Origin of the sequence: Actinoplanes teichomyceticus ATCC 31121, from assembly GCF_003711105.1 — a bacterium.
GTDB classification, from domain to species: domain Bacteria; phylum Actinomycetota; class Actinomycetes; order Mycobacteriales; family Micromonosporaceae; genus Actinoplanes; species Actinoplanes teichomyceticus.
On sequence record NZ_CP023865.1, the window covers coordinates 7,067,732 to 7,089,690 of the forward strand.

Here is a 21,959-nt window from a genome sequence, read left to right on the forward strand (position 1 = left end):
GCTCATCTGGGTCGTCCTACCTTGCTGGGACGTGACGGGGCGAGGACGCCTCGTCATCGGTGGTTCCGCGCGGCACGGAGACCGTGCGGATGTGCTCGGCAAGCAGCCCGGCGTCAGCAACACCGGTCAGACGCAACGCACGCCCGAAGGCGCGACGTCGCTCCGCCTGCGCGAAGCAAGCCGGATCGGGATGCAGATGAGCTCCCCGGCCCGGCAGTCGGCGGTTCGGGTCGGGCAGAAGCCGGAGGTCACCTCCGGATCCGGCCGCGACGAACCGCAGCAGTGAAGCGGCCGGCGCGCGTGTGCGGCAGCCGACGCAGGTTCGCGTCGGGCCGACCGAGGGCAAGTCTACCCCTCGATTGCGGCGACCGCGTATCCGGTCAGTTCCCCGCCTCGGCCGCATCACGGTCCGCGACGGGAGTGGGTTCGTTGTCCGGGCGGATGTCGATACGCCACCCGGTGAGCCGGGCGGCGAGCCGCGCGTTCTGTCCCTCCCGGCCGATGGCCAGGGACAACTGGAAATCGGGCACGGTCACCCGGGCCGTCCGGGTGGCCGCGTCGACCACCTCGACCCGCAGCGCCTTCGCCGGCGACAGCGCGTTGCCGACGAAGTGCGCCGGGTCGTCCGACCAGTCGATGATGTCGATCTTCTCGCCGTGCAGCTCGCTCATCACCGCGCGAACCCGCTGGCCCATCGGGCCGATGCAGGCGCCCTTGGCGTTCACGCCCGGCACGGTGGAGCGGACCGCGATCTTCGTACGGTGACCTGCCTCACGTGCGATCGCGGCGATCTCCACGGTGCCGTCGGCGATCTCCGGCACCTCCAGCGCGAACAGCTTCTTCACCAGCGCCGGGTGCGAGCGGGACAGGGTGATCTGCGGGCCGCGGAACCCCTTGGCCACGTGCACCACGATGCAGCGGATCCGGGAACCGTGGTCGTACGACTCGCCGGGCACCTGCTCGGACTGCGGCAGCACCGCCTCCAGCTTGCCCAGGTCGACGCTGACGATGCCCTTCTCGGCCCGGGCCGCGTCCGCCTGCACCACGCCGGTGACCAGGTCGCCGTCGCGTCCGGCGTACTCGCCGAAGTGCTGCTCGTCGGTGGCCTCCCGGAGCCGCTGCAGGATCACCTGCTTGGCGGTCATCGCGGCGATCCGGCCGAAGTCGTGCGGGGTGTCGTCCCACTCCCGGACCACGGTGCCGTCCGCGTCCAGCTCCTGGGCCAGCACCGAGGCGACCCCGGTCCGGCGGTCGATCTCCACCCGGGCGTGGCTCTGGGCGCCCTCGGTGTGCCGGTACGCGGTCAGCAACGCGGTCTCGATCGCCGCGAGGATCGTCTCGAACGGGATCTCCCGCTCGCGCTCCAGGGCGCGCAGCGCCGCGAGGTCGATGTTCACTCCTCGCCCTCCCCTTCGTCGTCGTCATCATCGTCGGCGTCGTCTTCGTCGCCGAAATCGGCTTCGTCCAGACGCTTGAACTCGATCTGGACCTTGCCCGCTCCGAGGTCGGCCCATGCCACCTCGCGCTCGGCGCCGTCCACCTCCAGCGTCACCCCGCTGTCACCGGTGCGCAGCACCCGGCCGGTCAGGCCGTTCACCGCGACCAGGCGGCCGATGTTGCGCCGCCAGTGCCGCGGCTCGGTCAGCGGCCGGTCCACCCCCGGTGAGCCGACCTCCAGCTGGTATTCCCCGGACAGCACCTCGCCACCCTGCTCGTCGGCGGCGTCCAGGGCCTCGGAGATCTCCCGGGAGACGACCGCCACGTCGTCCAGGCTGATCCCGCCGTCGGCGTCGATCAGCACCCGGACCACGAACCGGCGGCCGGCCCGGGACAGGGTCAGATCCTCCAGGTCGTAACCGGCCCTGGTGATCACCGGCTCGACCACCTCGCGCAACCGGGCGCGGGCAGCGGTCAAGTCGATCCGCGGAGGGCTCGCGGTGCTGCGGGACTCCGGCTCGGGCCGGGTCCGCCGGCCACTCGGGCGACCACCGGGCCGGGCCCCGGCGCGACCACGCTGCGTCATCGGGCTCGGCCTCTCGCTCGTTTCTGCGCTGGAACGACTATATGCCGCCGGGCAGTTCTCGGCCCCGCGGCTGACGCAGAGCGTAACGTGCCGACGGTCCGGGCGGAGCGCCGCCGCACCGAAACCACCTGATCCGCAGGTCAGCGGCCCCGGACGTCATCCGGAGAGGGGATGGTGTTGACTGGCGCGGTGCGGACGAGCGATTCGGGACACACCCGCCGCCGGGTGCTGGGCACGGCCGGTGGCCTCGCCGGCCTGGTCACCCTGGGCGGTTGCGGACTCTTCGACGACGACCCCGAGCCGGCCCCGGCACCGGACCCCCTGCGGCCGGTGCTGGACGAGGCGCTGGCGCTGGCCGCGGCGTACGACCGGGTGGCCCGGGCCCAGCCGGCGCTGGCCGGGAAACTGACCCCGCTGGCCGAGGCGCACCGGGCGCACGCCGGCGAGCTGGCCCGGGTGATCGGCACGACGCTGCCGTCCGGCCCGGCCGCCTCCTCGGCCGCCGCGGGCGGCGCCGACACGACCTCCGCGCTGCGCCGGGCCGAGCTGGCCGCGCAGAAGACCGCGGCCGCGCTGTGCCGCAGCGCGGCGGCCGAACGGGCCGCGCTGGTCGGATCGATCGCCGCCGCTCGTGCCGCGCACGCGGAGGCGCTGCGCTAGTTTCTCGGACGTGAAAGAGCAACTGGCCGGCGCGCTCGCCGCCGAGGAGGCGGCCATCTGGGCGTACGGGGTGATCGGCGTCCATCTGCGGGAGGGTTCCGAGCAGGACCAGGCCCGGGCCGCCGAACAGGAGCACCGGGTGCGCCGCGACGACCTGGTCGACCGGCTCGCCGCGCTCCGGGCGAGCACCGCGCCCACCCCGCCCGGCTACCAGCTGCCGTTCCCGGTCGAGGACCGCGCCGCCGCGCTGAAACTCGCCGTCCAGATCGAGGACGGGGTGGCGCAGGCCTGGCGGCCGGTGCTGCCGGTCACCGAGAACGCCGACCGGGCCGACGCGCTGGCGGCTCTGACCGCCTCCGCGGTCCGCGCCACCAGGTGGCGCAAGCTCGCCCGGGTCACGCCGCTGACCTTGATCTTTCCCGGCCGCCCGGGTGCCTGAGGGCCGAGAATGAGGGGGTGATCGACGAGATCGACACCTCCTCGCCACGGGCCGCGCTCGCCATCCGGCTCAGCGACGCCATCCGGCGCCGCTGGCCGGCCGACGTGCAGGCGATCGGGGTCCGCGGCTCGGTCGCGCACGGCGACGACTCGCAGACCAGCGACGTCAACCTGATCGTGCTCACCTACCGGCCGCGGACCGGCCCGAAGCCCACCCTGCGCAAGGTCGACGGCATCCCGGTCGAGCTGCGGGTGCTGGCCGCCGGCCAGGCGCTGATCCAGTCCCGGCTGCTCACCCCGCGCTGGCCGCTGCTGGCCGACCGGTACCTCACCACGTTCGCGCTGCACGACCCCACCGGCTGCTTCCAGGAGCAGCGAGAGGCGCACCAGCACCTGCTCACCGAGGCCCGGCCGGTCGAGTTCACCCAGCTGGCCCGGCTCAGCTGGGCCACCGCGAACGGCGCCCGGCAGCGCGCCGTCCGGCTCACCCACGGCTCCGACACCGAGTCCGCGCTCGTGATGATCGCCGAGGCTCGCGTGTACGCCGCCCTGGTCGCCGGCTCGCTCACCCGCACCTGGTTCCGCAACGTGGCGGACGCGGTGAAGCGCACCGGGGTGGCCGCGGCGGACATGCAGGAGCTCGGCGCGATCCTCAAGTACCAGGCCGACGAGCTGGCCGCGCGCGGCCGCCCGGTGGACGGCACCCTGGACGCCCTGTTCGACTGACCGCCCACCCGGGCTCACCGGACGAGCCGCTCCGGCGCGCGGACCGCTTTGCACCCACCCCGGCAGCCCGGACCCCCGACGGCCCGCAGGCCGCTCCGCACCGGCTCCAGCACGCCCGGAGAGTGCTCCACACCCGATCCGGCGCGGTCGCGACCGCTCCGCACCGGCTCCGGCACGCCCGCGCAAGGTCCGCGCCGGTTGCGGTGGCCCGTTTCCGGTACGCCTGGGAGTCCCGTCCGCAGGCTTCACAGCCGCGCCCCGCGCCGGTCCCGCGCGCCGCTGCCGCCCGGGGCAGCGGCCGCGCCCACCGCCCGTGCGGCAGTCAGCACGCCCGGCAATCGCGCGCGGGCGGACGCCCGGCGGGGCGCGGGCCGGGCGGGCGTCGGGCGGGCGGGCGGGCGGGGCTTGGGTGGGGAGGCCGGGGAGTGTACCCGGGGAGTGGCGACAGCGGCGTCAGGCGACGCTGACGCCGATCAGGATGCCGATGGCGTAGGTCACCCCCGCGGCCAGGCCGCCCAGCGCCAGCTGGCGCAGCCCGCCCAGCCACCACGGCCGGGCGGTCAGCCGGGCCACGATCGCCCCGGCGGCGAACAGGCCGAGGCCGCCCACCGCCAGCGCGGCCCACAGCCCGTCGTACCCCAGCAGGAGGGTGAGCAGCGGGAACAGCGCGCCCACCGCGAAGCACGCGAACGAGGACGACGCCGCCGTCCAGGGGCTGGGCAGCTCGTCCGGCACCACACCGAGCTCCTCCTGCGCGTGCACCCGCAACGCCTGGTCGGGGTGCTGCTTGAGCACGTCCGCGACCTGGCGGGCCAGCTCCGGCGGGAGCCCGCGCCCGGTCCACACGCCGACCAGTTCGTCGGCCTCGCCCTCCGGGTTGATCCGCAGCTCGTGCAGCTCCTTGGCCAGCTCGGCGGCGACCTGCTCGTTCTGGGTGCGGACGCTGGTGTACTCCCCGATGCCCATCGAGATGGCCCCGGCGACCAGGCCGGCGATCCCGGTGAGCAGCAGCGTGTGCCGGTCCACCTGGGCGCCGCCCACCCCGGCGATCAGCGCGATGTTGGTGACCAGCCCGTCCATCGCCCCGAACGTCGCCGCCCGCAGCCACCCGCCGGAGACGTCCGCGTGGTGGTGCTCGACGAGCGCGGTCACGGCAGGGTGAGGATCTCGAAGCCGTCCTCGGTCACCACCAGGGTGTGCTCGAACTGAGCGGTCCACTTGCGGTCCTTGGTGACGACCGTCCAGCCGTCCTTCCAGATCTCGTACTCGTGGGTGCCGAGCGTGATCATCGGCTCGATGGTGAACGTCATGCCCGGCTCCATCACGGTGTCCAGGCGCGGGTTGTCGTAGTGCGGGATGTACAGCCCGGAGTGGAACGTCTCGCCGATGCCGTGCCCGGTGAAGTCGCGGACCACGCCGTAGCCGAACCGCCGGGCGTACGCCTCGATCACCCGCCCGATCGCGTTGATCGGTCGCCCCGGGGCGACCGCCCGGATGCCGCGCATCATCGCCTCGTGGGTGCGCTCGACCAGCAGCCGGGCCTCCTCGCTCACCTCGCCGACGCAGAACGTCGCGTCGGTGTCGCCGTGCACCCCGTCGAGGTACGCCGTGACGTCGACGTTGATGATGTCGCCGTCCTCAAGCACCGTGGAGTCCGGGATGCCGTGGCAGATCACCTCGTTCAGCGAGGTGCAGCAGGACTTGGGGAAACCCTTGTAACCCAGGGTCGACGGGTACGCCCCGTGGTCGAGGATGAACTCGTGCACCACCCGATCGATCTCGTCGGTGGTCACGCCCGGCTTGCAGTGCTCACCGGCCAGCTGGGTGGCCTGCGCCGCGATCCGCCCGGCGACCCGCATCTTCTCGATGGTCTCCGGCGTCTGCACGTGCGAGCCACGCCACTGCAGGGGGCGTTTCTTGCCGACGTATTCGGGGCGGACGATGTTCGCCGGGACCGATCGCCAGGGCGACTGCCTACCCGGCACGAGTGGCGCACGTACGGTCATGTCCCCCAGCCTATCCGCCGCCCGCGGGCCCGATCGGCCCCGTCCTTGCCGCTCCCAGCACGCTGTGAAATCGTGTGTTGGTGGATCAAGAGGGCCAGGACCCGACTTTCTCGGCGACCGGCGCGGTCGACGGCGATCGGGTCATCGTGACGGTGACCGGCGAGGTGGACATGTCCACGGCCGACGCCCTCTTCGCCGCCGCCACCCCGGACCGGATCAACGGCGCGACGCTCGACCTGCGCGCGGTCACGTTCTTCGACTCGGCCGCCATCCACGCCCTGGTCCGGCTCGCCGAGCGGTACCCGGGGACGCTGCGGGTGATCCCGTCCGAGCGGGTCCGCCGGGTGCTCGACATCTCCGGTCTGGGCCACCAGCCCTGGCTCAGACCGGCCTGACCGGTTCACGCCCGGCCGGGCGGAACGGGCGGCGCAGGGTCACCGCGGTGCCCTCCGGGGACCGGTGCACGGACAGCTCGGTCAGCGCCTCGATCAGCGGGAGCCCGCGCCCGCGGAAACCGGCGTCGCTCGCCGGCCGCCAGCGCCCGGTGTCGCGCACGGTGACCACCACCGCGTCGGCGATCGACGCCTCCACCGTGATCACCGGCTCGGCCGGGTCGATCGGGTGCTCGATCGCGTTGGCCACCGCCTCGGAGACCGCCACGGTCAGGTCGAACACGTCCGTCTCGGGGACCGCGTACGCCTCCAGGAAGTCCGCGAGCCGCTGGCGCAGCACGCTGAGCCGGGCCGGGTCGGCGGGCAGCCGCATGACGAACACGCGCTCCTCGGTCACCTCCAGCGCGATCATCGCGATGTCGTCCCGGCGCACCTGCCGGGTGGCCTTGGCCAGCAGCGCGTCCAGCAGGTCCTCGACGTGCTCGGTGGGCCCGGCCACGTCCGCGGTGAGCTCGGCCAGTCCGGTGTCGATGCCCTGCCGGCGGTCCTCGACCAGCCCGTCGGTGTAGAGCAGCAGCCGGTCGCGGGGGGCCAGCCGGATCTCCCGGGTCGGGTACGGCACGTCGCCGAGCGCGCCGATCGGCGGGCCGAGCGCGTTGCGGTACACGAAGGCGCCCGGCCGCCCGGGGCTGACCAGGATCGGGGACGGGTGCCCGGCCGACGAGTAGCGCATCACCCGGGTCCGCGGGTCGAACCGCACGCACACGACGGTGGCGAACTGCCGCCGGCCGAGCGTGCCGACCAGGCGGTTGAGGCGGCTCAGGGCGGGCCCGCAGTCGAACCCCTCCAGGACGTACGCCCGGAGCGCGTTGCGCAGCTGTCCCATCGCGGCCGCGGCCTGCACCCCCTTGCCGACCACGTCACCGATGACCAGGTACAGGTGGCCGTCCGGGCCGGCGATCACGTCGTACCAGTCGCCGCCCACCCGGGCCTCGCTGCTGCCGGCCACGTACCGGCTGGCCACGACCGCGCCGGGCACCCGGGGCAGGGACTGCGGCAGCAGGCTGTGCTGCAGGGTACGGGCGATCCGGTGCTCGGTCTCGTAGAGCCGGGCGCCGGCCAGCCGCAGGCCGACCAGCCGGGCCAGCTGGGTGAGCACCATCGGCTCCACCGGCCCGCCCGGCCCGGACCACACGCGCAGCTCGCCGACGGCCCGCCCGGTGGTGTCCGGCAGCGGCAGCACCAGGTCCGGCTCGGCGGCCGCGTCGGCGCCGCCGTCGGTCTCGGCCCGGGCGTCCGGGGCGGTCACCACCACCCGGCCGGCCGCGGTCATCGCCTGCACGTGCCGGGCCGCCACGTCGAGCACCTCGGCGGTCCCGGCCACCGTGTTCAGCGCGACCGCGGCGTCGACCAGCCCGCGCAGCCGGCTGACCGTCTCCCGGCGCAGCTGGCCGAGCTCCAGGTTGGCCCGCACCCGGGCGGTCAGCTCGCGGGCGGAGAACGGCTTGACCAGGTAGTCGTCGGCGCCGGCGGCCAGACCCTCGACCGCGGCCTCCTCACCGGCCCGCGCGGAGAGCACCACGATCGGCACGTCCCGGGTGCGCTGGTCGGCGCGGAGCGCGGCGATCAGGCCGAAGCCGTCCAGCCGGGGCATCATCACGTCGGTCAGGACCAGGTCGAACGGCCGTTCCCGGGCGAGCTCCAGGGCGGTCGCGCCGTCGACTGCCCCGATCACCTCCCAGTGCGGGCTGAGCAGGCGGGTGACGTGTTCGCGCAGGTCGGCGTTGTCGTCGGCGAGCAGGATCCGGCCGCCGGTGGCGGGCCGGTCCGCCCCGGGGGCCGGGTCGTCGCCGGAGCGCGCGCCGTCACCGGACCACCAGCCCGCCTCGTCCGTCCAGGGGCGCGGGTCGGCGATCGCCGGCGGGGCCGGGTCGTCGCTGACCCGGTCGGCCGGCAGGTGCGCGGCGCCGAACGGGATCCGGACCAGGAACTCGCTGCCGGCGCCGGGCGTGCTGCGCACCCCGACCGAGCCGCCGTGCAGCTCGACCAGCTCGCGGACCAGCGCCAGCCCGATGCCGGTGCCCTCGTGGCTGCGCGACCAGGCGCCGGTGACCCGGTGGAACCGGTCGAACAGCAGCGCCTGCTCGTTCTCCGGGATGCCGACGCCGGTGTCCCGCACGGCGAGTTCCGCGTGGCCGCCGGCGACGCGTACGTGTACCTCCACCCGGCCCTGACGGGTGAACTTCACCGCGTTGGAGAGCAGGTTGAAAACGATCTTCTCCCACAGTTCGTGGTCCACGTGTACCGGTACGGGCTCGGGCGGCGTCTCGATCACCAGATCCAGCCCGGCCCGTTCGGTCGCCGGCCGGAACGAGGCGGCCAGCCGCGCGGTGTGCCCGGCCAGGTCGGTCGGCCGGAACACCGCCCGCATCCGACCGGACTCCACCCGGGAGAAGTCCAGCACGGTGTTCACCAGCTTGAGCAGGCGCATCCCGTTGCGGTGCGCCGGAAGCAGCCGCTCACGCAGCTCAGCGCCGGTGTCCGGGGCGTCGATCAGGTCCTCGAGCGAACCCAGGATCAACGTCAGCGGGGTACGGAACTCGTGGCTGACGTTGGAGAAGAAGTCGGTCTTCGCCCGGTCCAGCGCGGCCAGCTCGGCGGCCCGGCGCCGTTGCAGCTCGATCTCCCGGACGCTGGCCACCGCCCGGGAGATCTGGGCGGTGGCCAGCTCCAGGAAGTCCCGGTAGTCACCGTCCAGCCGCAGGTACCGGCTCACCCCGACGACCAGCGCGCCGACCGTGTCGGCGCCGACGCCGATCGGCAGCACGAGCGCCTCGTCCGCGGCGGCCGCGGGCGGATCGGTCAGCTCGGCCAGCGGCGCCCGGCCCGGACGCCCACCGGCGATCACCTGGCGGACCGCCGGATGGTCGCTCCGGTCGCCGAGCACCACGGCGGCGTACGGCACGTCGTCGGCGTTCTCACCGAGCACGGCGGCGGCCTCGGCGGCCAGCGCGGCCTCCCCGGTCGAGTCGGCCAGGCGGCGGCCCAGCGCGGAGAGCGTGCGCACCCGCCGCTCGCCGAGCAGCCGGCCGGTGGTCTCGGCGACGATGCACATGATGCCGCCGATCGAGCCGTCGGCGGCCCGGATCGGGTCGCACGAGATGGCGAAGTACGCCTCCTCCAGGAAGCCGTACCGGTCGATCAGGAAGCGGTGGTCGTCGGCGAAGAACGCCTCGTCGGCCTGGTACACCCGCTGGAACAGCGCGCGGATCTCGTCCCAGATCTCCGCCCACAGCCGCGCGCCGGGCCGGCCCAGGTAGTCCGGATGTTTGCTGCCGGGGATCGGGATGTGCGCGTCGTTGTAGAGCGCGATGTGCTCCGGCCCCCAGAAGATGATGATCGGCGTGCGCGAGGCCAGCATCGTGATCACCGCGTCGGCCAGCTCGGGTGGCCAGGACGACGGATCACCGGCCGGCGAGGCCGACCAGTCCAGCGCCGCCAGCCGCCGGCCCATCTCGCCGCCACGCTCGAAGGCGATGCGCAGCCGGGCCGGCAGGGCGCCCATGAAAGCCTCCCGTGGGGGGTCGGGTGACCGGTCCTCCCCGGCTCGACGCACGGTAACACCGGTCCCGGCGCACCGCTGGGCTACACCGGGGCGGCGACCCCCCGCCGGGCCCGGGCGGCATCCGCCAGGGCCGCGAAGACCCGCAGGTCCGCGGTGCGCTCCGGATGCCACTGCACGCCCAGCGCGAAGGTCCGCTGCGGGTGCTCGATGATCTCCACGACCCGGTCGTCCGGGCACCAGCCGGTCGCCACGAACGCGCCCGGGTCGGCCACCGCCTGGTGGTGGAACGAGTTGACGACGGCGTGCCGGCCGAACAGCGCGTGCGCCCGCGAGCCCTCGGCGGTCACCACGTCGTGCCGGCCGTAGTCGCCGGCGCCGGCCGCCAGCGGGTCGTTGCCGCCGTGCGCCCGGTGCCGGTCGTGCCCGATCAGATCGGGCAGGTGCTGGTGCAGTGAGCCGCCGGTGGCGACCGCCATCACCTGATGCCCCCGGCAGATGCCGAGCACCGGCAGGTCGGCGTCCAGCGCGGCGCGCATCAGGAGCAGCTCGGCGGCGTCGCGTACGGCGTCCACCTCGGTCTCCGGGTGCGCCTGCGCGCCGTAGCCGGCCGGGTCGATGTCGCCGCCGCCGGTGAACACGATGCCGTCCAGGGCCTCCAGCACGTCGGTGCCGGGATCGTCGGGCGTGATCAGCACCGCTCGCCCGCCGGTGGCGTGCACCGCCTTGACGTAGGTCATCGGCAGCATCCCGGCCATCATGTCGTTGCGGCCGAACTGCACGTGCTGGGCGTACGAGGTGAGGCCGATCAGCGGTCTGCGCATGAGGGTGCGATCTCCTTCAGCTCCGGTGCCCCGCCGCCGCCACCAGCGCGCCGAACAGCCGCCGGTCGCGGCTGACCTCGGGATGCCACTGCACGCCGAGCACGAAGCGCCGGTCCGGGTCCTCGACCGCCTCGGGCAGGCCGTCCTCGGCGCGGCCGGTGACGGTCAGCTTCCCGGGATCGGCGACGCCCTGGTGGTGGAAGCAGTTGATGGTCACGTCCTCACCCATCAGTCCGGCGATCCGGCTGCCGGGGGTGAAGACGGCGTCGTGCTCGCCGTACACCGCCGGGGCGGGGCGGTGTTTCTCGTGGCCGAGCACGTCGGGCAGGTGCTGGTGCAGGCTGCCGCCGGCCGCGGCGACCAGCAGCTGCATGCCCCGGCAGACGCCCAGCACCGGCAGGTCGCGGTCGAGGGCGGCGGTCAGGAGCAGCAACTCGGCGTCGTCCCGCTCCGGGTGGGTGACGGTGTGCGGGCCGGGCTCGGCGCCGTACAGCCGGGGGGAGATGTCCGGGCCGCCGCTGAGCAGCAGCCCGTCCAGCGCCCGCAGCACGTCGGCGTCCGTGTCGTCCGGGGGCAGCAGCACGGCCCGGCCGCCGGCCACGGTGATCGCGGCGGCGTAGTCCTGGGGCACCAGGGCGGTCGGGAGGTCGCGCCACACGCCCCAGGTGGCGGGCATCACGTACGTCGTTATCCCGATGATCGGACGCATCGCACCACCGTAGCCACCGCCCATCGGTTCGCCACATACAGGCGCGCGGCGCCGAAGTTCCGGCACCGCGCGACGGGCCCCTCTGTCCTACCACAGACGGGGACCTGAACCCGCCTGAGCAGGGATCCGACCCCTGTATGCGATTCCCCTGCCCGGGATCGGCGGCGGCTAAACATTTACAGCGGAGTCACGTACGCACCGGTGATCCCACCGTCGACGACGAATTGCGACGCGGTCATGAACGAGGCGTCGTCACTTGCCAGGAAGGCGACCGCGGCGGCGATCTCGTCCGGCTCGGCGAACCGGCCCATCGGCACGTGCACCAGGCGGCGCTGCGCCCGCTCCGGGTCCTTGGCGAACAGCTCCATCAGCAGCGGGGTGGCCACCGGGCCGGGACACAGCGCGTTGATCCGGATGCCCTCCCGGGCGAACTGCACGCCCAGCTCCCGGGTCATCGCCAGCACCCCGCCCTTGCTCGCGGTGTACGCGATCTGCGAGGTGGCCGCCCCGAGCAGGGCGACGAACGAGGCGGTGTTGATGATCGAGCCCTTGCCCTGGCGCCGCATGTGCGGAATGGCGTACTTGCAGCAGAAGAAGACCGACGTGGTGTTGACCCGGAGCACCCGCTCCCACGCCTCGATGCCGGTGACCAGGATCGAGTCGTCCTCGGGCGGCGAGATGCCGGCGTTGTTGAACGCGATGTCCACCCGCCCGTGCCGCTCGACGACCCCGTCGAAGAGCGCCCTGACCTGGTCCTCGTCGCTGACGTCACAGGTCACGAACTCGCCGCCGGTCTCCGCGGCGACCGCCTTGCCGGACTCCTCGGAGATGTCCACCGCCACCACCCGGGCGCCCTCGGCGGCGAACCGCCGGGCGGTGGCGAGCCCGATACCGCTGCCGGCGCCGGTGATCACGGCGACCCGGTCCTGTAGACGCTCCACTCAGTCTCCCATCGAAAGAAACACGTTCTTGACGTCGGTGAACGCCAGCAGCGCGTCCGGCCCCAGCTCCCGGCCGAGTCCGGACTGTTTCATCCCGCCGAACGGCGTCCAGTACCGCACCGACGAGTTGCTGTTGACGCTGAGCGCGCCGGTCTCCACCGCCCGGGAGACCCGCAGCGCCCGGCCCAGGTCCCGGGTCCAGATCGAGCCGGAGAGGCCGTACTCGGTGTCGTTGGCCAGCCGGATCGCCTCCGCCTCGTCCCGGAACGGCAGCACCGACACGACCGGTCCGAAGATCTCCTCCCGCCAGTGCCGGTCGGTGGCGGATCCGGCGAGCAGCACGGTGGGCGGGAACCACCAGCCGTCGCCCTCGGGGGCCGAGCCGCGGAAGGCCACGTCGGCGCCGGCCACGAACCCGGCGACCGAGGAGCGCTGCGCCGCGGAGATCAGCGGGCCCATCTCGGACGTCTCACTGGCCGGGTCGAGCACCCGGAAATCCCGGACCGCCGGTTCCAGCAGGGCCAGGAACCGGTCGTACACCGAAGCCTCGACCAGCAGCCGGGACCGGGCGCAGCAGTCCTGGCCGGCGTTGTCGAAGACCGCGCCGGGCGCGGCGGCCGCCGCGCGTTCCAGGTCGGCGTCCGCGAAGACGATGTTGGCGCTCTTGCCGCCCAGCTCCAGGGTCACCCGTTTCACCTGATCGGCGCAGCCCGCCATGATCGACTTGCCGACCGCGGTGGAGCCGGTGAAGCAGACCTTGCGGACCGCCGGGTGGGTGACGAACCGCTGCCCGACCACGCCGCCCTTGCCCGGCAGCACCTGGAAGACGTCCTCCGGCAGGCCCGCTTCCAGGGCCAGCTCGGCGAGACGGATCGCGGTCAGCGGGGTCAGCTCGGCCGGCTTGAGCACGACCGTGTTGCCGGCCGCCAGCGCCGGGGCGAAACCCCAGCCGGCGATCGGCATCGGGAAGTTCCACGGCACGATGATCCCGACCACGCCCAGCGGCTCGTGGAAGGTCACGTCGACACCGCCGGGCACCGGGATCTGCCGGCCGGACAGCCGCTCCGGCGCACCGGCGTAGTAATTCAGCACGTCGCGGACGTTGCCGGCCTCCCAGCGGGCGTTGCCGATGGGGTGACCGGCGTTGCGCACCTCCAGCCGCGCCAACTCCTCCAGGTGGTCGTCGACCACCGCCGCGAAGCGGCGCAGCAGCCGCGCCCGGTCCCCGGGCGCGACCGCGCGCCACGTCGCGAAGGCCTTCCGGGACCGCTCGATCGCCGCGTCGGTCCCGGCCACATCCAGCGACGGTACGGTCGTGAAGGCCGCGCCCGTCGCCGGGTTGATCACCTCAGTAGTCCCCACGCCAAGATCCTCACACTCAGAGGCGCTCGAATCCACGGCGCAACTCCCAGTCGGTCACCGCGGCGTCGAAAGCGGCCAGCTCGACCCGCCCCATGTTGGCGTAGTGCGCGACCACGTCCGCCCCGAACGCTGTTTCGGCGACCGCGCTGGCCGTCCACAGCTCGGTCGCCTCCCGCAGGGTCGTCGGCACCCGCGACGCGGTGGCGTCCTGGTAGGCGTTCCCGACGAACTCGTCCTCCAGGCTCAGCTCGTTCTCGATCCCGTGCAGCGCTCCGGCCACCAGGGCCGCGATCGCCAGGTACGGGTTGACGTCCCCGCCCGGCACCCGGTTCTCCACCCGCATCCCCTCCCCGTGCCCGGCGATCCGCAGCGCGCAGGTCCGGTTGTCCACCCCCCAGCGCAGCGCGGTCGGCGCGAACGTCCCCGGCTGGTACCGCTTGTACGAGTTGATGTTCGGCGCGAACAGCAGGCTGAACTCCCGCATGGTGGCGAGCAGCCCGGCCAGCGCCCGCTGCCCGGTCACGCTCAGGTGGGCCGGGCCGTCGCCGAGCATCGCCGAGCGTCCGTCCGCCCCGCGCAGCGAGAAGTGGATGTGGCAGGAGTTGCCCTCCCGCTCGTTGGGCTTGGCCATGAAGGTCAGCGCCATGCCCTCCTGGGCGGCGATCTCCTTGGCCCCGTTCTTGTAGATCACGTGGTGGTCGGCGGCGGTCAGCGCGTCGGCGTACCGGAACGCGATCTCGTGCTGGCCGAGGTTGCACTCGCCCTTGGCGCTCTCCGGGACCAGGCCGGCGCCGTACATCTCGTTGCGGATCCGGCGCAGCAGCGGCTCCACCCGCGCGGTGCCCAGCAGCGAGTAGTCCACGTTGTACTGGTTCGCCGGGGTCAGGTTCCGGTAGCCCTGGGTGAACGCCTGCTCGTAGCTGTCGCGGTAGAGCACGAACTCCAGCTCGGTCCCGGCGAAGGCGCTCAGCCCGTGCGCGGCCAGCCGGTCCAGCTGGCGGCGCAGGATCTGCCGCGGCGACGGCGCGACCGGCTGCCCCTGCGTGTCGAACAGGTCGGCGAGCACCAGCGCGGTGCCCGGCTGCCACGGCACCCGGCGCAACGTGGCGAAGTCCGGGCGCATCACGAAGTCGCCGTACCCGGTGGACCAGGACGACATCTCGTACCCGTCGACGGTGTTCATGTCGACGTCCACCGCGAGCAGGTAGTTGCAGCCCTCACTGCCGCCGCCGGCCACCTCGTCGATGAAGAAGCGGCCGTGCAGCCGCTTGCCCTGCAACCGTCCCTGCATGTCGGTCACGGCGAGCAGGACGGTGTCGATCGACCCGTTGCCGACCGCTACGTCGAGGTCCTCGAGATCCATGGAACAGTCCTATCAGTCGTCGGTCGCCGGCATGGTCCGCTCGCCGTGTGCCGCCCGGTCCAGCAGGTTGGGGCGCGGCCCGGTGAACCACCGGCGGGCGCTCACGAACCACCAGACCGTCGCGCCGCCGACCACGACGGCCACCGCGACGATCGTGTAGTTGAAGTTCCGCGCGGTGATCGGGCCGGCCGTGGGCAGCACGAACAGCACGCAGATGATCCCTACCCAGACGATCGCGATCCATCCGACCGGCGCGCTCCACCGGCCCAGATGCCACGGGCCGGGCTCGAACTCCGGGTTGCGGCGGCGCAGCAGGACCGGTCCCACGTACGCGATGTACAGGCCGATCACCGCGATCGAGGTGGCCGCCGCGTACGCCGTGGTGTTCCACAGCGACGGCAGCACCAGCACGGTGGAGATGCTCACGCACAGCCAGATCGAGTTGGTCGGCGTGCCGGTACGCGGATTGACCCGCTTCCACAGCCGCGAGCCGGGCAGCGCGCCGTCGCGGGCGAACGCGTACGACATCCGGGAGTTCGCCGTCACCGACGCCATTCCACAGAACCACTGCGCGACCATGCAGATGAACAGCAGGAACGTGCCGGTGTCGTGGCCGGCCGCGTCGATGAAGATCTGGGCCGGCGGGAGCCCCAGCGGGGTGCTCGCCTGCGCCTCGTAGTCCTGGATCGACCAGGTGATCGCGACCAGCAGCACGAACCCGGCCAGCACCGACACGACCACCGACAGCACGATGCCGCGAGGCGCCGCGGTGGCCGCGTCGTGGGTCTCCTCCGCGACGTGCGCCGAGGCGTCGTAGCCGGTGTAGGTGTACTGCGCCATCAGCAGTCCGATCAGGACCGCGTAGACGGTGGCCCCGGTGAACCCGAAGCCGGTCGCGTTGCGCACCTCGAAGAACACCTCGGAGATCGGCTTGTGCTGGTCCGGCAGCACCGCGAGCAGCACCACGATCACCGCGACGCCGATCAGGTGCCACCAGGCGCTGACGTCGGAGAGCACCCGGACCAGGTTCACCCCGAAGGTGTTCAGCAGGCCGTGCGCCACGATGATGACCAGGAAGATCAGGAAGGTCCGCGCCGGCGTGACCTGCACGTCGAGGGTCAGGCTGAGGAACGCGGACGTGGTGATCGCCGCGCCGAAGTCGATCGCCGCGGTGACCGCGACCTCGCCGAGGAAGTTGAACCAGCCGATGAACCAGGCCCACGCCGCGCGGTTGCGCTTGGCCAGCGCCGCCGCCCACCAGTAGAGCGCGCCGGCGGTCGGGTAGGCCGAACACACCTCGGCCATCGCCAGCGCCACCAGGGTGACCATGACGCCGACCAGGAGCCAGCCGATGGTGATGGCGAACGGGCCGCCGGCGTTCATCGCGATCGCGTACGACGTGATCGCGCCGGCCAGAATCGAGATGATCGAGAAGGAGACGGCGAAGTTGGAGAATCCGGAGAGCCGGCGGTGCAGCTCCTGCCGGTAGCCGAGTTGCGCGAGTCGCTCTTCGTCGCCGCTGACGACGGGTGGATCGGTGCTCATGCGCGGGCCCCCTGCATCAAGGGTGTGACCTGAGCCACGGGTTTCGGTGATGATCGCCCCGCGGTGTTACGCGCGTCAATGCTGGACGTTAATTGCGTTGCCCGCGCCCGGCCCCGGTGCCAACCTGGGGACAACAGGGCGGCGCGATTCCCTCGGCAGGCATCGCCCGTCCCGGTTGTCGACAACCTTCCCGCGGTGGTGCGGGGCGCGGTCACCTCTCTCTTCCCGCACGCGGCGGTGCCGCGGAGCGCCCGCCCCGCACCACCGCCCCCTTCGGCGGGTACGCCGCACGGGCGGCCCGCCGTCGCGGACCGCCCGTCCCCCGTACGGAAGCATCAGGCCTTCCGCAGCGCCGCCATGAACGACGTCTTCACCTGCGTCTTCAGCAGCGACCCGGCGTAGATCCGGGCGCCCACCGCGAGCAGCGCCACCGCGGTGGCGGCCAGGATCAGCAGCGCGACCACCGGCTCCCAGATCGCCGTGTCGCCGTTGAACAGCCGGATCGGCATCGCCAGCGGCGACGAGAACGGCACGTAGGACAGCACCCGCAGCACCGAGCCGCCCTGCGGCAGGCTGACCACCACGAAGAACGGGATCAGCACCAGCATCTGCACCGGCACCGAGGTGCTGGCCAGCTCCTCCTGCCGGGAGGCGAGCGCGCCCACCCCGGCCCACAGCGCGGCCAGCATGACGAAGCCGACGACGAAGAACGGCAGGAACCAGCCGATCGCCGGGGCCACCACGTTGAGCAGGCCGGGCGCCGCGTCGGTGACGGTCATCCCGACGATCGCGACCACGGCGAGCAGCGCCACCTGGGCGAAGGCCAGCGCGGTCAGCGCGATCACCTTGCCGGCCAGCAGCGCGCGCACCGGCACGCTGGCGACCAGGATCTCGACGATCCGGGTCTGTTTCTCCTCGACCACGCTCTGCGCGATCTGCATGCCGAAGGTGAACGAGGTGAAGAAGAACAGCATCGCGAACGCCAGCGGCACCAGCACCTGCAGCACCGGCTCGACGTCGCTGGGGTCGAGCAGGCGGACCTGCGGCTCGGTGCTCAGCGCCTGCACCACCTCGTCCGGGGCCTCGTCCATCCCGACCACCACCGGGCCGGCCAGCACCGCGGCGTCCACCTCGCCGTCGCGCAGCAGCTGCTCGGCGGTGGCGGGGTCGGTGACCACCCGGACGTCCATCTCCGTCGCCCGCAGTACGCCGGCCGCGGCGCTGTCGGTGACCGCCACCTTGGTGGCGCCGCTGTTGATCAGCGACGGCAGCATGATCGAGGCGAGCACGATGAGCAGGAAGACGGCGGTGCTGTAGAGGAAGGCCTTGTCGCGCAGCTTGACCCGGATCTCCCGGGCGGCGACCAGTTTGGCGGCCTCGAACGTGGTCACTGGATCACCTCTCGGAAGATCTCGGCGAGCGAGGGACGGACCGGGCCGAACGCGTGCACCGGGCCGCGGGTCAGGGCGGCGCGCAGCACCTGCTGGTCGTCCGCGCCGGGAGCGAGGTCGAAGACGGCGTGCCGGCCGTCCAGGTCGACCAGGGTCACGCCGGCCTCGTCACGCAACCAGCCGGCGTCGGCGCCGACCTCGATGGCGTAACGCGGCAGGGCGTACCGGTCACGCAGGCCGGCCCGGTCGCCGGCCGCCCGGATGGTGCCGTTCGCGATGATCACCAGGTCGTCGCAGAGGCGCTCGACCAGGTCCAGCTGGTGGCTGGAGAACAGCACCGCGGCCCCGGCGGCGGCCCGCTCGCGCAGCACGCCGAGCACGTTGTCGACGGCCAGCGGGTCGAGCCCGGAGAACGGCTCGTCCAGCACCAGCAGTTCCGGATCGTGCACCAGCGCGGCGGCGATCTGGGCGCGCTGCTGGTTGCCCAGCGACAGCTTCTGCACATGGTCGTTGGCCCGCTCGGCCAGCTCCAGCCGCTCCAGCAGCGCCATCGTGCGCCGGCGCGCCTCGGCGGCGCCCAGCCCGTGCAGCCGGCCCAGGTAGACGACCTGCTCCAGGACGCTCATCTTCGGGTAGAGGCCGCGCTCCTCCGGCATGTAGCCGAAGCGCTGCCGGACATCCCGGTTCAACGGCGCCCCCTGCCAGGTCACCGTGCCCGTGTCGGCGGCCAGGACGCCGAGGATGATCCGCATGGTGGTGGTCTTGCCGGCGCCGTTGGCGCCGACGAATCCGGTCAGCCGACCGGTCGTCACGGTGAACGACACGTCCTTGAGGACCTGCCGCTCCCCGAACGACCGGTTGACCGCGTCGACGGTGAGGACGGTGTTCATGGCATCGACGCTAGGCGTTCCACCCCCTCCGCGGCGTCCGGCCCGGGGAGGACCGCCGCGGGTCATTCCCGCGAAGGACGCACCACGCCCATCTCGTACGCGAGGACCACCGCCTGGGTGCGGTCGCGCGCGCCCAGCTTCATCAGCACCCGGCTGACGTGCGTCTTCACCGTCGTCTCGCCGAGGTGCAGGGCGGTCGCGATCTCCGCGTTGGTCGCCCCACCGGCCAGCCGCACCAGCACCTCGTGCTCACGCGGGGTCAGCTCGTCGAGGCGGACGCCCGGCTCCGGCGCGCGCTGCCGGGGCGTGCTGAACTGGGCGATCACCCGGCGGGTCACCGCCGGGGCGAGCAGCGCGTCGCCGGCCGCCAGCACGCGTACCGCCTCGGTCAGCGCCTCCGGCGTGCCGTTCTTCAGCAGGAACCCGCTGGCGCCGGCCTGCAGCGCGGCGAACAGGTAGTCGTCGCGGTCGAACGTGGTCAGGATCAGGACCGACGGTCCGCCCTCGGCGGCGATGCGGCGGGTCGCCTCCAGGCCGTCCATCCCGGGCATCTCGACATCCATCAGTACGACGTCGGGCCGCAGCCGCAGCGCCATCTCGACCGCCCGGGCGCCGTCGGCCGCCTCGCCCACCACGCGGATGTCGTCCTCCATCTCCAGGATGACCCGGAACCCGGAGCGGACCAGCTGATGGTCGTCCGCGAGGAGGACCTGGATGCTCACGCTGTGCCTTCCTTCGGCGTGCCGGCGGGACACCGCCCGGTGCGGTGGATCATGCCGGGCTGCCCACCTGGGCGTACGGCAAGCGGGCCCGCACCCGGAATCCGCCGCCGGCGCGCCGGCCGTGCTCCAGGGTGCCGTCGTGCACCGCCACCCGCTCACGCATCCCGATCAGGCCCATCCCGCTGCCGCCCGGGCCGGCGCCGCCCCGGCCGTCGTCGGCCACGTCCAGCTCCAGCTCACCGGCCAGATACCGGATCCGGATGTCGAGCGTGGCGGCGTGCGCGTGTTTGAGGGTGTTGGTCACCGACTCCTGCACGATCCGGTAGGCCGCCTGGGAGAGCGAGTCCGGCAGCGGGGCCGGCTCGCCGTACGTGCCCAGATGCACCTGGAGGCCCGCCTCGCGGGCCCGGTCCGCGATCTCCCCGATCCGCTCGATCCCGGCGCCCGGCCCCTCCACCCGCGCCGGCTCGCTGGCGCGCAGCGCGCCGAGCATCCGGTGCAGCTCGTCCACGGCGGTGCGGGCGCCCTGCTCGATCGCGGTCAGCGCGGGAACCGCCTTCGCCGGGTCCTTCTCCAGCGCCCGGCGGCAGGCGGAGGCCTGGATGCCCATCACCGACACGTGGTGGGCGACCACGTCGTGCAGCTCGCGGGCGATCCGCACCCGCTCGTCCAGGACCGCCCGTCCGGCCGCCGCCTCCTGCGCCGCGCGCAGCTGCTCGGCCTGCTCCTCCAGCTGGTGCCGGCGCCAGACCGAACGCCAGGCGGCGTCGCCCATCAGGTACGTGAACGCGAAGTAGACGATGTTCTGCAGGTACGCCGTGAAGATCATCGACGGCAGCTCGGGCAGCTCGCCGGAGGCACCGGACAGCTCGGACACGGTCACCATGTCGTGGTACAGGGCGAAGGAGAGGGTGAGCCAGCCGAACATCACCGCGATGATCGCCAGCCGCACCACCCGGGCGCGCTGCCGGTCCCGCCCCCACGCGCCGAGCGTGTAGATCGCCGCGAACAGGGCGTACGAGGTGACCATCTGCTCCTGCGAGAAGCGCACCTGGGCGACGATGAAGGCCACCGAGATGAACACCGCGACCCACTCCGGAGCCCGGCGGCGCCAGGCCAGCGGCAGCGTGCACACCACCGTCCAGGCGATCTGCTCGCCGATCGGCGGGTTCCGGTGCGTGTGCCAGTACCCGTAGCTGCGCAGCAGGTACAGGTTGAGGACGGCCACGGCGGCGACCGCCACCCCGGCCCACAGGTCGGTCCGGCGCTGCTTGCGGGTCGGTCCCGGCCGTCGCCACTCTTCGACGTTCCACGATGGCATGCAGAGACCATCGCATGGCGCGCGGGCCCCGCGCATCGGGGTCGGCCGGTGCGGCGACCGGCTCGCCCGGCACGCGACGACGCCGCGGGGCGGCCGGCGCGCATGATCGGATCAGAAGACAGTCCAGGGCCCCGGCGGGTAACCGGGGCCCTGGCTTTTCAATTCTGTCACCGGCTCGACGGCCGGCTCAGGTGGTCGACCGGCTGCGTGCCGCTAGCAGTCGACCGGAGTGATGGGCATCGGCTGCGATCACCTCTTGTCGGGTCGGGGACGTGGTGATTTCGCGTAGCTGCGGTATCTCGTCCTCCTTCTCCAACTCAGCGTCTGTGCCAGTTGCGTGCCGGCCGTGACCGACACGTCAAAGGTAAGTCGCCCGCCAGAAAATTTCTAGGGTCGCCACTGTAGATTTTTTCGGTCATCTGCACCTTGACCTGCGGCGATACGGGAAAGCGTCAATGTCTGCCAGAGGCGTGGGGACCGGTCTGCGCCGGGTCAGACGACCCGGCGGACGATCGCCAGCAGCGACTCCTCGACGTCCTCGACCGGCCGCTCCGGCTGGAACACCAGCCAGTCCACCGCCACCACCAGCCCCACCCCGAACAGCGCCGCCGACGCCACCCGCACGTCCAGTTCCGGCGGCAGATCACCGGAGTCCACCCCGGCCTGGACGGTCTCCGCGATCACCCCGATCGCCTGCTCCCGGAGCAGGATCAGGGTCTGCTGCCACTCCCGGTTGGTCCGCCACATCTCGGAGATCAGCAGCTGGGCGAACGCCTGGTACCGGCGGATGTACTCCAGCTGCGCGCGGACCAGCGCACGCACCGCCTCCCGCGGCGGCAGACCGGCGACCGCGGTGCGGAACTCGTCGGTGAGCAGCCCGACCCCGTGCCGGAGCAGCTCCTCGAACAGATCGGTCTTGGACTTGAAGTTGTAGTAGACCGTGCCCTTGGCGACCTTGGCGCGCAGCGCGATGTCGTCCACCGTGGTCGCCGAGAACCCCTGCTCGGCGATCAGCTGCACCGCGGCCTCGTACAGCCTCTGCCGGGTGTCCCCCCGACGCCGGCTCCGCCCGTCCATCGCCACG

Annotated in this window: 21 protein-coding genes; 4 read left to right on the top strand and 17 right to left on the bottom strand. The window is 72.8% G+C overall.

Features of this window, described 5'->3' with window-relative positions:
* Positions 1–16: 16 nt before the first annotated feature.
* From ACTEI_RS30930 to rimP, 3 genes are read right to left on the bottom strand one after another with little or no spacing between them, the layout of a single operon-like run.
* Positions 17–403: a YlxR family protein gene (locus ACTEI_RS30930; protein ID WP_122980871.1), complete on the bottom strand. Its 387-nt coding sequence runs from the start codon at positions 401–403 to the stop codon at positions 17–19.
* A complete protein-coding gene (nusA, locus tag ACTEI_RS30935) occupies positions 381–1,397 on the bottom strand; it encodes a transcription termination factor NusA (protein WP_122980872.1) in 1,017 nt (338 codons plus the stop codon). Before nusA ends, ACTEI_RS30930 begins: the two co-directional genes overlap by 23 nt.
* Positions 1,394–2,023 carry a ribosome maturation factor RimP gene (gene rimP / locus ACTEI_RS30940; RefSeq protein WP_122980873.1) on the bottom strand — a complete coding sequence of 210 codons (630 nt, stop codon included), beginning with the start codon at positions 2,021–2,023 and terminating at the stop codon, positions 1,394–1,396. Before rimP ends, nusA begins: the two co-directional genes overlap by 4 nt.
* A gap of 171 nt (positions 2,024–2,194) precedes the next feature.
* Here rimP and ACTEI_RS30945 point away from each other — a divergent pair, with 171 nt between their 5' ends.
* Genes ACTEI_RS30945 through ACTEI_RS30955 form a run of 3 tightly spaced genes read left to right on the top strand, consistent with a single transcriptional unit; the run spans position 2,195 to position 3,847 of the window.
* The gene (locus tag ACTEI_RS30945) at positions 2,195–2,683 is read left to right on the top strand and encodes a hypothetical protein (RefSeq protein WP_187645848.1); all 489 of its coding nucleotides are present in this window, start codon (positions 2,195–2,197) and stop codon (positions 2,681–2,683) included.
* A 10-nt stretch (positions 2,684–2,693) separates the two neighbouring features.
* Complete coding sequence (locus tag ACTEI_RS30950; protein WP_122980874.1) at positions 2,694–3,122, top strand: ferritin-like domain-containing protein; 429 nt, start codon at positions 2,694–2,696, stop codon at positions 3,120–3,122.
* A gap of 17 nt (positions 3,123–3,139) precedes the next feature.
* Positions 3,140–3,847 carry a nucleotidyltransferase domain-containing protein gene (locus ACTEI_RS30955; RefSeq protein ID WP_122980875.1) on the top strand — a complete coding sequence of 236 codons (708 nt, stop codon included), beginning with the start codon at positions 3,140–3,142 and terminating at the stop codon, positions 3,845–3,847.
* A gap of 453 nt (positions 3,848–4,300) precedes the next feature.
* On the opposite strand, the gene ACTEI_RS30960 is transcribed toward ACTEI_RS30955, so the two are convergent.
* Together ACTEI_RS30960 and map are read right to left on the bottom strand one after the other, a co-directional pair.
* The gene (locus ACTEI_RS30960) at positions 4,301–4,999 is read right to left on the bottom strand and encodes a VIT1/CCC1 transporter family protein (RefSeq protein ID WP_122980876.1); all 699 of its coding nucleotides are present in this window, start codon (positions 4,997–4,999) and stop codon (positions 4,301–4,303) included.
* Positions 4,996–5,853 carry a type I methionyl aminopeptidase gene (map, locus tag ACTEI_RS30965; protein WP_122980877.1) on the bottom strand — a complete coding sequence of 286 codons (858 nt, stop codon included), beginning with the start codon at positions 5,851–5,853 and terminating at the stop codon, positions 4,996–4,998. Before map ends, ACTEI_RS30960 begins: the two co-directional genes overlap by 4 nt.
* Before the next feature lie 80 nt (positions 5,854–5,933).
* On the opposite strand from map, the gene ACTEI_RS30970 reads away from it, so the two are divergent.
* A complete protein-coding gene (locus tag ACTEI_RS30970; RefSeq protein ID WP_122982518.1) occupies positions 5,934–6,248 on the top strand; it encodes an STAS domain-containing protein in 315 nt (104 codons plus the stop codon).
* Here the strand turns inward: ACTEI_RS30970 and ACTEI_RS30975 are convergent.
* From ACTEI_RS30975 to ACTEI_RS31030, 12 genes are all read right to left on the bottom strand, one after another.
* Positions 6,235–9,810, bottom strand: coding sequence for a SpoIIE family protein phosphatase (locus tag ACTEI_RS30975; protein WP_122980878.1), 3,576 nt, complete (start codon positions 9,808–9,810; stop codon positions 6,235–6,237). The genes ACTEI_RS30970 and ACTEI_RS30975 overlap by 14 nt on opposite strands.
* Before the next feature lie 80 nt (positions 9,811–9,890).
* Complete coding sequence (locus ACTEI_RS30980; RefSeq protein ID WP_122980879.1) at positions 9,891–10,631, bottom strand: gamma-glutamyl-gamma-aminobutyrate hydrolase family protein; 741 nt, start codon at positions 10,629–10,631, stop codon at positions 9,891–9,893.
* A 16-nt stretch (positions 10,632–10,647) separates the two neighbouring features.
* Positions 10,648–11,340, bottom strand: coding sequence for a gamma-glutamyl-gamma-aminobutyrate hydrolase family protein (locus ACTEI_RS30985; protein ID WP_122980880.1), 693 nt, complete (start codon positions 11,338–11,340; stop codon positions 10,648–10,650).
* Positions 11,341–11,516: 176 nt separating this feature from the next.
* The gene (locus ACTEI_RS30990; protein WP_122980881.1) at positions 11,517–12,281 is read right to left on the bottom strand and encodes a 3-oxoacyl-ACP reductase; all 765 of its coding nucleotides are present in this window, start codon (positions 12,279–12,281) and stop codon (positions 11,517–11,519) included.
* The gene (locus ACTEI_RS30995) at positions 12,282–13,643 is read right to left on the bottom strand and encodes an aldehyde dehydrogenase family protein (protein WP_122980882.1); all 1,362 of its coding nucleotides are present in this window, start codon (positions 13,641–13,643) and stop codon (positions 12,282–12,284) included.
* A 16-nt stretch (positions 13,644–13,659) separates the two neighbouring features.
* The gene (locus ACTEI_RS31000) at positions 13,660–15,006 is read right to left on the bottom strand and encodes a glutamine synthetase family protein (RefSeq protein WP_122980883.1); all 1,347 of its coding nucleotides are present in this window, start codon (positions 15,004–15,006) and stop codon (positions 13,660–13,662) included.
* Between the two features lie 12 nt (positions 15,007–15,018).
* Complete coding sequence (locus tag ACTEI_RS31005; protein ID WP_122980884.1) at positions 15,019–16,551, bottom strand: amino acid permease; 1,533 nt, start codon at positions 16,549–16,551, stop codon at positions 15,019–15,021.
* Between the two features lie 335 nt (positions 16,552–16,886).
* The gene (locus ACTEI_RS31010) at positions 16,887–17,942 is read right to left on the bottom strand and encodes an ABC transporter permease (RefSeq protein WP_122980885.1); all 1,056 of its coding nucleotides are present in this window, start codon (positions 17,940–17,942) and stop codon (positions 16,887–16,889) included.
* Positions 17,939–18,832: an ABC transporter ATP-binding protein gene (locus ACTEI_RS31015; protein WP_122980886.1), complete on the bottom strand. Its 894-nt coding sequence runs from the start codon at positions 18,830–18,832 to the stop codon at positions 17,939–17,941. Before ACTEI_RS31015 ends, ACTEI_RS31010 begins: the two co-directional genes overlap by 4 nt.
* 62 nt (positions 18,833–18,894) lie before the next feature.
* Complete coding sequence (locus ACTEI_RS31020; protein WP_122980887.1) at positions 18,895–19,554, bottom strand: response regulator; 660 nt, start codon at positions 19,552–19,554, stop codon at positions 18,895–18,897.
* A gap of 49 nt (positions 19,555–19,603) precedes the next feature.
* Positions 19,604–20,875, bottom strand: a complete 1,272-nt coding sequence (locus tag ACTEI_RS31025) for a sensor histidine kinase (RefSeq protein WP_122980888.1) — start codon at positions 20,873–20,875, stop codon at positions 19,604–19,606.
* 492 nt (positions 20,876–21,367) lie between these two features.
* On the bottom strand, positions 21,368–21,952 hold the full coding sequence (locus ACTEI_RS31030) for a TetR/AcrR family transcriptional regulator (RefSeq protein WP_122982519.1): 585 nt from the start codon (positions 21,950–21,952) through the stop codon (positions 21,368–21,370).
* Positions 21,953–21,959: the final 7 nt, after the last annotated feature.

What these genes read in the sequence shown, in the direction of transcription:
- ACTEI_RS31000 (WP_122980883.1), bottom strand. Translation starts at nt 15,006, where the DNA reads ATGGATCTCGAGGACCTCGACGTAGCGGTCGGCAACGGGTCGATCGAC.
- rimP (WP_122980873.1), bottom strand. Translation starts at nt 2,023, where the DNA reads ATGACGCAGCGTGGTCGCGCCGGGGCCCGGCCCGGTGGTCGCCCGAGT.
- ACTEI_RS30975 (WP_122980878.1), bottom strand. Translation starts at nt 9,810, where the DNA reads ATGGGCGCCCTGCCGGCCCGGCTGCGCATCGCCTTCGAGCGTGGCGGC.
- ACTEI_RS31005 (WP_122980884.1), bottom strand. Translation starts at nt 16,551, where the DNA reads ATGAGCACCGATCCACCCGTCGTCAGCGGCGACGAAGAGCGACTCGCG.
- map (WP_122980877.1), bottom strand. Translation starts at nt 5,853, where the DNA reads ATGACCGTACGTGCGCCACTCGTGCCGGGTAGGCAGTCGCCCTGGCGA.
- ACTEI_RS31025 (WP_122980888.1), bottom strand. Translation starts at nt 20,875, where the DNA reads ATGCCATCGTGGAACGTCGAAGAGTGGCGACGGCCGGGACCGACCCGC.
- ACTEI_RS30980 (WP_122980879.1), bottom strand. Translation starts at nt 10,631, where the DNA reads ATGCGCAGACCGCTGATCGGCCTCACCTCGTACGCCCAGCACGTGCAG.
- ACTEI_RS30930 (WP_122980871.1), bottom strand. Translation starts at nt 403, where the DNA reads ATGCGGCCGAGGCGGGGAACTGACCGGATACGCGGTCGCCGCAATCGA.
- ACTEI_RS31030 (WP_122982519.1), bottom strand. Translation starts at nt 21,952, where the DNA reads ATGGACGGGCGGAGCCGGCGTCGGGGGGACACCCGGCAGAGGCTGTAC.
- ACTEI_RS30985 (WP_122980880.1), bottom strand. Translation starts at nt 11,340, where the DNA reads ATGCGTCCGATCATCGGGATAACGACGTACGTGATGCCCGCCACCTGG.
- ACTEI_RS30945 (WP_187645848.1), top strand. Translation starts at nt 2,195, where the DNA reads ATGGTGTTGACTGGCGCGGTGCGGACGAGCGATTCGGGACACACCCGC.
- ACTEI_RS31015 (WP_122980886.1), bottom strand. Translation starts at nt 18,832, where the DNA reads ATGAACACCGTCCTCACCGTCGACGCGGTCAACCGGTCGTTCGGGGAG.